We start from the raw sequence: 8,205 nt of genomic DNA on the forward strand, positions 1-8,205 counted from the left end.
TCGCCGGAACAGGAGGCCGCACCCTGTCGGTCAGCGGGCGTTCTTCTTGCTGCGGGTTCGGGTCGCGATGACCGCCAGCCCGATTCCCGCGAGCGCGAGGAGTCCGGCGAGCGGCGCGAGCCAGCCAGAGAGGGAAGAGCCGGTCGTGGCCAGCCCGTCGCCGTTCGCGGGCGGTGTCGGGGCGTCGGCGGTCGTGACCTGGACGACGGCCCGCGACTCCTGCGATGTCACCGTGCTGCCGGCCGGGTCCACCCCGGTCGCGTCAGCGGTGTTGGTGATGGAGCCTGCGGCGATGTCGGCGGCCGTCGTGCGGTAGTCCGCGGTGCACGTGAGCGAGTCGCCGGCGTCGAGCGTCGTGTCCGAGGGGCACGAGAGGGTCAGCGGGCCGCCCGTTCCCGAGAAGCTCTTCTCGACGACCGTCACGTCGGTGAGGGTGACATTTCCGGTGTTGGTGACCCGGAACCGGTAGGTGATGCTGTCACCGGCTCTGGTCACGGTCTGCGGGTCGGCGGTCTTCGTCAGTTCCAACGCCGGTGCCGGTGTGATCACGGTCACCACCGCGGACGACTCGGGGCTCGTCACAGCTCCGGCCGCTGGATCCTCGCCAGTGGCCACCGCGGTGTTGTGGATGGCGGTCGTGCCCAGGTCGGCGGCCGTCGTGGTGTAGGTGGTCGTGCACCGGGTGCTCTCGCCCGGCGCCAGCGTCGTCGCGTCACAGGTCGGGGTGGGCACCGCGCCTGTCCCGGTGAACGCCGTCTCGCTGATCGCAACGGCGGTGATGGTGGTGTTGCCGGAGTTGGTCACCCGGAAGGTGTAGACGACGCTCTGGCCCGCCGCGTTCACCGTCGTGGGGTCGGCGGACTTGGCGAGTGTGAGCGCGGGAGCGGGCGGCACAGGGAGGGTGACACTGGAGTCGTTGCTGGTGACCGTGCCGGTGCCGGTGTCCGAGCCGGTGGCGACGGCCGTGTTGTCGACGTGTCCGGCGTCGACGTCCGCCTGGGTGAGGGTGTACGGGGCGGTGCAGATGGTGCTGTCGCCAGGCGCGAGGCTGACGCCGGTGGGGCAGTCGATGACAGGCGGCGTTCCGGTGCCGGTGAAGGTGACTTCGGCAGCGGCCGGTTTGGTGATGGTCACGTTGCCGGTGTTCTCGATCAGGAAGGAGTAGGTCACGGTCTGCCCGGCGGTGGCGGCACTGGTGGGGCTGACCGATTTGGTCAGGGCGAGCGCGGGCGCGGGTGCGGCGGTGACGGTCGCGTCGGCGACGGGGCTGGTGACCGAGTCGCCTGCCGGGTCGTCACCGGTAGCGGTTGCGTCGTTGGTGATGCGTCCTGCGTCGATGTCGGCCTGGGTCGCCTGATAGGTCGCGGTGCAGTCAGCGGAGACTGCCGGGGCGAGGGTGCTAGCGGTGCAGGTGATCGGGGAGAGGCTGCCCGTGCCGGAGAACGCGCCCTCGCGGATCGCGACGCGGTCGATCGGGACGTTGCCAGTGTTGGTGACGTGGAAGGTGTACGTGACGGTGTCACCGGCCGCAGTCACGGTGGTCGGGTTCGCGGTCTTGGTCAGGGACAGCGACGCGACGGCGGGGGCGACGGTGACGACGGCGGTCGCGTCGGGGCTTGTGACCGTCCCGGTCGCTGGATCCAGTCCGGTGGCCACGGCCGTGTTGTCGATCGTGGAGGCGCCGAGGTCCGCGGCCGTGGTCGCGTACGTCGTGGTGCACTGCGTGGACTCACCGGGAACGAGCGTGACGACGGCGCAGGTCGGCGGGGGGAGCGTGCCGGTGCCGGAGAAGGCGGTTTCTGTGATGGCGATCGACCGGAGCGTGGTGTTGCCCGTGTTGGTCACCTCGAAGGTGTAAACGACGCTCTGACCGGCGGCGGTGACCGTCGTCGGGTTGGCCGTCTTGGTCAGTGTGAGCGCTGAGTTGTTCGGGGCGGTGACGGTGGCGTCGGCGACGGGGCTGGTGACGGTGTCGCCCGCCGGGTCGTCACCGGTGGCGGTAGCGGTGTTGGTGATCGTTCCGGCGTCGACGTCGGCCTGGGTCGCCTGATAGGTCGCGGTGCAGTCGGTGGAGGCGGAGGGCGCGAGGGTCGTGGCCGTGCAGGAGATCGCGGAGATCGTGCCCGTACCGGTGAAGGAGCCCTCCTTGATCGCGAGGTTGGTGACCTCGACGTTACCCGTATTGGTCACGTGGAACGTGTAGGTGACGGTGTCGCCGGCGGCGTTCACGGACGTCGGGTTGGCGGTCTTCGTCAAAGCCAGGGCGGGGGCGGGAGGAGTTGCGGTGACCACAGCGGAGGCAGGCGGGCTGGTGACGTCTCCGACGCCCGCGTCCTGTCCCTCGGCCACAGCGGTGTTCGTGATCGTGCCGGCCACGAAGTCTGCGGCGGTGACGGAGTAGGTCGTCGTGCACTGGGTGCTCGCAGCGGGCGCCAGAGTGGTCGCGTCGCAGGCGGGGGTCGGCAGCGTGCCCGTGCCGGAGAAGGCGGTCTCGTTCACGCCGATTCCGGTCAGCGTCGTGTTGCCGGTGTTCGTGATCTGGAAGGTGTACGTCACGGGGTCGCCAGCCGACGTCACCGTGGTGGGGTTCGCCGTTTTGGTGAGCGTGAGCGAGGGTGCAGACGGCGCGTTAGTGAACGTGCAGACGACCGCAGGCGTCTCGCCGGTGGTCTGAGCGAGCGTGAACGAGACACTGGTCCCCGTGCCGGTGATCGGGAACTGCGGGTTGGCCGGGTTCGCCTCGTCGACGCATCGATAGCTCGAAACGTACCGTGACAGGTCGGTCGTCCCGGCCGCCGTCTCGGTCGCCGTGTACGTGTCGCCGAAGCGCGCGAGTCCGGGGCCCGCCTGGAGCGTCTGGCCACCCGCGGTCGTCTGGAGCCCGTTCGTCGTGCCGACGGTCGTCGCGGTCGCCGGCACGACGATCGTCGGACCCGTCGCCGTGAGGGTGAACTGGTCGGTCGGGTTCAGGCGGGAGACCACGTTCTTCTGAACGCTGACACTCGGCGGGAAGGCGCAGCTCGCTAGGTCGACGAAGCCGGTGCCGCTCGGACCGACGAGAGCGGCGGGGAGCGGGGTCAGCGATGACTGCGGTGTGCCGGTCCCCGGGTCGATCGAGAAGACACCGCCCGCCGCGCCGGCCAAGCTGAGGTACAGGGTGCCGTTCGCGTCGAACGCGATCCCGTTGACGGACGCACCGCCGGCCGCCGGCGGCACGGTGAAGGAGCTCAGTACCGTCGGCGTGGTGGCTCGGGCCTGGGCGAGCGTACGCGGGAGCGGGCCGGAGACAGCCTGCAGGTCGCCGGAGGTCGCAGACGAGGTGACGATGTACAGGTTTCCCGCGCCATCGAAGGCGATGTCGCCGTTGTTTTCGCCGGTGATCATCGGAAACGTCAGAAGCGGCGTCGTGCTGATCATGGTGTTCGTGTTGGTGTCGAAACCGAACAACTGGCCAACGGCCGCGCTGCTCGGGGTTCCTCCGACGTCGCCGAAGTAGAAGATGCCGGTGGTGGGATCGATACCGCCGGCGATCACATAGTCGCCCGGGTCGACCAGGGGGCGGCCGGGGAAGGACGACCACGTCCCGCTGATCGCGTCGTAGCGGCGGACGGTGGCGCCACGATCGGCGGTGGAGTAGGCGGCGGTGCCGTCGGCCCTCAGCGCCAGCGCGTTCTGGGACTGGCCGTCGACCGTACTGCGCGAGATGAGAGCCGCGTTGAGCTGCGCTCCGCCGACGGAGGCGCCGTCGACGCTGATGAGGCTGCTGACGGTGTTCACCACCGTCGGATCGTCGGGCACCACGCCGTAGATCGTGGTCGAGTTGCAGAGCAATGCTCCCGCGGCACGGGCGGGCAGTGAGCTGCTCGACCAGACCAGGGCCAGGGTGGTGAGGACCAACGCGACCACGGTGCCGAACGCAACCGCCGAGCGTCGTGCCTGCTTCGGTGCAGTGGAGGAAAGTGCCACGGGAAACCTCTCAGGTGCGCGGCGACCGCGAGCGGCCGACGTCGACGAGCAATGAGAGGGTTATAGCAACGAGACGCGAGCAGGAAGTCGGCTCGTCTCCGTGCGAAATCGCTGAATCTCGGCGATTTCCAGGCGAAATGCTTGCATGTTCGTCGGCGCGGGGAGCGCGCGACGCCAAGGTTTCACCCGTCCCTTAGCACGTTGCGAGGCCGATTCAGTCGGTCCGCTCGCACCCATTTCCGGGACGAGAGGCCTGGTGGGGTGCCGGGTTCACGCCCAGCCGAGCTCGTGCAGGCGATCGTCGTCGATGCCGTAGTAGTGGGCGAGCTCGTGGACGAGCGTGACGTGGATCTCGTCGCGCAGTTCGTCCTCGTTCTCGCAGATCGCGAGCAGTGGTTCCCGGTAGAGGATGATGCGGTCGGGCATCTCGCCGAAGCCGTAAGCGCCGCGTTCGGTCAGGGCGACGCCGTCGTACAGGCCGAGGAGGTCGAGCGAGCCGTCCTCCGGTCGGTCTTCGACGACGAAGACGACGTTGTCGAGGCCGTCGACCATCTCGTCGGGCAGCTGGTCGAGCTCGTCGGTGACGAGCTCCTCGAAGGCGTGGGCGTCGAGATGCACAGTCGCCGTCACCAGGCCTGGGCGACGGCGGCGTGCAACTCCAGCAGGCCGATGGTGCGCTCCGACGGGCCGCGGCCGAAGCCGCACTCCGTCGCGACGCCGAATCGCGGCACCGCCGATGCGGCTGCCGCTGCACGGCGGCGCGCGCCGTCGACGCCGTCCTCGTGGTGCAGCAGGCCGAGGTACAGTTCGGTCTCCTGCGGCAGCTCCAGCGCGGCCAACGGGGCGAAGTACGCGGTGTCGTCGCGCTCGATCGGCACCGGCAGGTGGAGGAATGTGATCTGCCGTGGGGTGGCCGCGAGGACTCCGGCGATCACCTCGGCGAGTCGTCCGGCATCCGTCGGCTGCACGAAATGCTGTTCTTCGACGTCGCCGTAGCAGAGGTGGTACCCGACCTCCACGTCGTCGGGAACGGCGGCCGCCTGGCGGACGGCGCGCTCGACGACGCCGTCGAGCACCCGGCCGGTGCCCGCTTCGGCGAACCACGGCTCGATGCGGCCTTCGAGCAGGGCGAACTCGACAGCGGTGTCCCACTGGACGGCCAGGTCGGTATGCGGGATGCCGTCGAGGATGCGCGTGAGCTCGGCGAACAGAGCGCGTTCATAGACGGGCTCGACCGCCGCGCGATCCTCCGGAACGATGAAGGCTCCGATCACTGCCGCCGGCGTCGGCAGGGAGACCTGGAACCGCGTGCCTGCGGCGATGACTCCGGCCGCCCGCAGCCGGCTGAACTCGGCGTAGGAGTCGAGAGCGGCCGCCGCGTAGCCGAGATCGGGGAAGACGAGGGCGTCGGCGTCGACACCGTCGTCGAGCCGGAACGGCCGGGCGTCGAAGATCCCGCGGAGGTAGTACGGCTCGACCGGGATGCGGGACAGGCCGCCGACGGTGTCGAAGCGCGCGGTCTGGAACTGGATCCAGTAGAAGCGTTCGCCGACCTCGCCATCGGGGATCCGGCGCAGCCGGTCGCCGAGGCGATCGCTCACTGCGCGGAAGACCGCCCCGGCGTCGGGGAGGTTGACGCTCCCGACGAGGTGGGCTCCGCGGATGTCGGGAGACGAAGGAGGGACGGGGGCCTGGCCGGTGCTCACCTGGGCGAGTCTACCGGCGCCGCCGCCGTCCCTCCTGTCGCGGAGTCGGCGCGGGTCAGTACCAGTTCATGGACTGGGAGTGGCCCCACGCGCCGCACGGGGTTCCGTAGCCGCGCTTGATGTAGTCGAGGCCCCACTTGATCTGAGTGGTCGCGTTCGTGGCCCAGTCGGCGCCGAAGGCCGCCATCTTGCTGCCGGGGAGGGACTGCGGGATGCCCGCGGCGCCGCTGCTGCCGTTGGAGGCCTGGTAGTTCCAGCCGGACTCCTTGTTCCACAGGCTGACGAGGCACTGGAACTGGTCGTCGCCCCACCCGTAGGTGCTCGCCGCGATGCTGCGGGCGGTGGCCTTGGCGCCGTCCGGAGTGTTGGCGGCGGCCTGGGCGGCGGCTGCGGCAGCGGCGGCGGCGGCCGCAGCTTCCGCGGCGCGCTGATCGGCGGCGGCGCCGGCCGCGGCGAGCGCGGCGGTCGCGGCGTCCGTGGTGTCGATGGTCTTGCGGAGCTTCGAGTCGTCGAGCTTCTTGTAGTCGTCGAGGCCGGCGATCGCGGTCTTGGCGGCGGACGCGTCGGCCTTCGAGGCATTGGCCTGAACGGTGGCCTCGGCATTGGCGAGGCTCTGCTGCGCGACGCCCTCGAGGCGGTCGCGCCAGAGCTTGTCGTAGACGCCGAGCTGGTCGTGGTGGATCCCGGTGGACTCGGAGAGTGCCCGGGTGGCGCGCTCGCTCTCCTGCTGCTGGGCGATCATCGGTGTGACGACGCTCGCTGACATGATGATCGCCGCCGCACCGGTGAGTACGCGGCCGAGGGAGAGGTTGGAGGAGCGCAGGGTGGATCGAAGAGTACTGAGCATGATTTCCTGGGTCGGGCTTCCCCGCCAGGCCGCACGCGATCCATTCGGCTGCGCGCACGGCGGAACCGCTCGTCGCGGGGGCGAGCGGTCGAAGGGCGGGCTGGAACCGCGGCGGGACGCACGGGAGCGCCCGTGGACCCGTGGTCCGGAGCGCAGCGTTCGACGCGGGTGTGCCGCACCAGGTTTTCGGGGGTGGCGTCCGTGGGTTGGGGGGGTGGACGCACGGCGCGGCACGGACGGCGTTCGATGCCGTCGGACAGCTACGCTAAACGCCTACTCTGGGCGATTCGGGAACGAAGGCTGGCAAAGTGGTGTACACGTCACCGATCGGTGGCGGCCGCCGTGGCCTGCTCGTCGGCTGCTTCCGCGTCCTTCTCGGCGGCCTCCATGCGGGCGTCGGTGACCCAGAACATCCCGATCACCAGCGCGAGGACGACGATCCCCATCGCCAGGAACACGGCGGGGATTCCGAAGAGCTGCGCGATGAGCCCTCCCGCTGCGGCCCCGAGCGGCATGGTGCCCCATGCCAGCAGCCGGTAGGCGGAGTTCAGGCGGCCCAGCAGGCGTTGCGGGGTCACCCGCTGCCGCAGGGAGACGGTGATCACGTTCCAGATCGAGACGGTGACGCCTCCGACGAAGAAACCGGAGGCGATGATCACCGGGTTCGTCGTGAACGCGGGCGTGGCGACGGTGAGCAGGGAGCCGAGGATCGTCAGCGTCAGGGCTCTCGACCTTCCGAGCAGGCGTTCGGCCGGCTCGGCCAGGAAGGTCCCGAGCACGCTGCCGAGGGCGGACGCCGTGAGCAGGAGGCCGTACCCGGGGTCGGTGAGCTTCATCGCAGACGACGGGCCGACCGCGAAGAGCACGAACACGGTGAAGACGGCGCTGGAGGCGAAGTTGAAGCCGCCGACCATCACGGCGAGCGTGCGCAGGAGCGTGTTGCGGCCGAGGTACCGCAGGCCCTCTGCGATGTCGGCGCGGATGGTCGTGGTGCGCGGATGGTCGGTCGTGAACCGCCCGCGGACGAGCAGCAGCATCCCGATGGCGGCGACCCAGAGCAGCACGGGCGTGCCGAACGCCAGGCCGACGCCGAGGGCGACGAGGAAGCCTCCCAGGGGCGGCCCGATGAACTGGTTGGTGGTGAGCTCGGCCGCGTAGAGCCGGCCGTTGGCGCGCGACAGGGCGTCTTTGCCGACGAGCTGGGGAAGGATCGACTGGGACGAGGTGTCGTAGACGGTTTCGGCGACGCCGATGCAGACGGCAGCGGCGTAGAGGAGCCAGATCGACCCTGCTCCCGCGACCGTTGCCAGAGTGAGGCAGGCCAGGAAGGCGGCACGTGCCGCGTTGGCGACGAGCATCAGGCGTCTGCGGTCGAAGCGGTCGGCGAGGGCTCCGGCGAGGAGCGCGAACACCAGCCAGGGGAGCGTGAACGCGAAGGTGAGGCCGGCGATCAGGGCGGGGGAGTCGGTGTAGCGGATGGCGACCAGAGGAAGCGCGATCTTCATGACACCGTCGGCGAGGTTGGAGAGCGCGGACGAGGTCCAGAGCTTCCAGTATCCGGATCCGAGGCGTATTGCTGTCACGACTCTCACGATTCCACACCGATTGGGAAAATTCAATCGATATGAGAGAACTCAATAGATGGGTACGATGGTTGCATGTCCCAGCAGCAGCAGCAGCAGCAGC

At 69.6% G+C, this 8,205-nt stretch carries 5 protein-coding genes; all 5 read right to left on the reverse strand.

Going from position 1 to position 8,205, the window contains the following annotated elements:
- Positions 1-30: 30 nt before the first annotated feature.
- The 5 genes from JNB50_RS17910 to JNB50_RS17930 all read right to left on the reverse strand — a co-directional run bounded on the left by JNB50_RS17910 (position 31) and on the right by JNB50_RS17930 (position 8,102).
- Positions 31-3,966, reverse strand: coding sequence for a DUF11 domain-containing protein (locus JNB50_RS17910; RefSeq protein WP_208041514.1), 3,936 nt, complete (start codon positions 3,964-3,966; stop codon positions 31-33).
- 270 nt (positions 3,967-4,236) lie between these two features.
- The gene (locus JNB50_RS17915) at positions 4,237-4,518 is read right to left on the reverse strand and encodes a metallopeptidase family protein (protein WP_243768656.1); all 282 of its coding nucleotides are present in this window, start codon (positions 4,516-4,518) and stop codon (positions 4,237-4,239) included.
- Positions 4,519-4,592: 74 nt separating this feature from the next.
- Entirely contained in the window at positions 4,593-5,672 is a 1,080-nt protein-coding gene (locus JNB50_RS17920; RefSeq protein WP_208041515.1) for a hypothetical protein, read from the reverse strand.
- Positions 5,673-5,727: 55 nt separating this feature from the next.
- Positions 5,728-6,519 (reverse strand): hypothetical protein, encoded by a 792-nt coding sequence (locus JNB50_RS17925; protein WP_208041516.1) that lies wholly within the window; start codon positions 6,517-6,519, stop codon positions 5,728-5,730.
- A 320-nt stretch (positions 6,520-6,839) separates the two neighbouring features.
- Positions 6,840-8,102 carry an MFS transporter gene (locus JNB50_RS17930; RefSeq protein WP_208041517.1) on the reverse strand — a complete coding sequence of 421 codons (1,263 nt, stop codon included), beginning with the start codon at positions 8,100-8,102 and terminating at the stop codon, positions 6,840-6,842.
- Positions 8,103-8,205 lie beyond the last annotated feature (103 nt).

It is taken from the genome of Leifsonia sp. TF02-11 (assembly GCF_017565305.1).
In the GTDB taxonomy this organism is placed as follows: Bacteria; Actinomycetota; Actinomycetes; order Actinomycetales; family Microbacteriaceae; genus Leifsonia.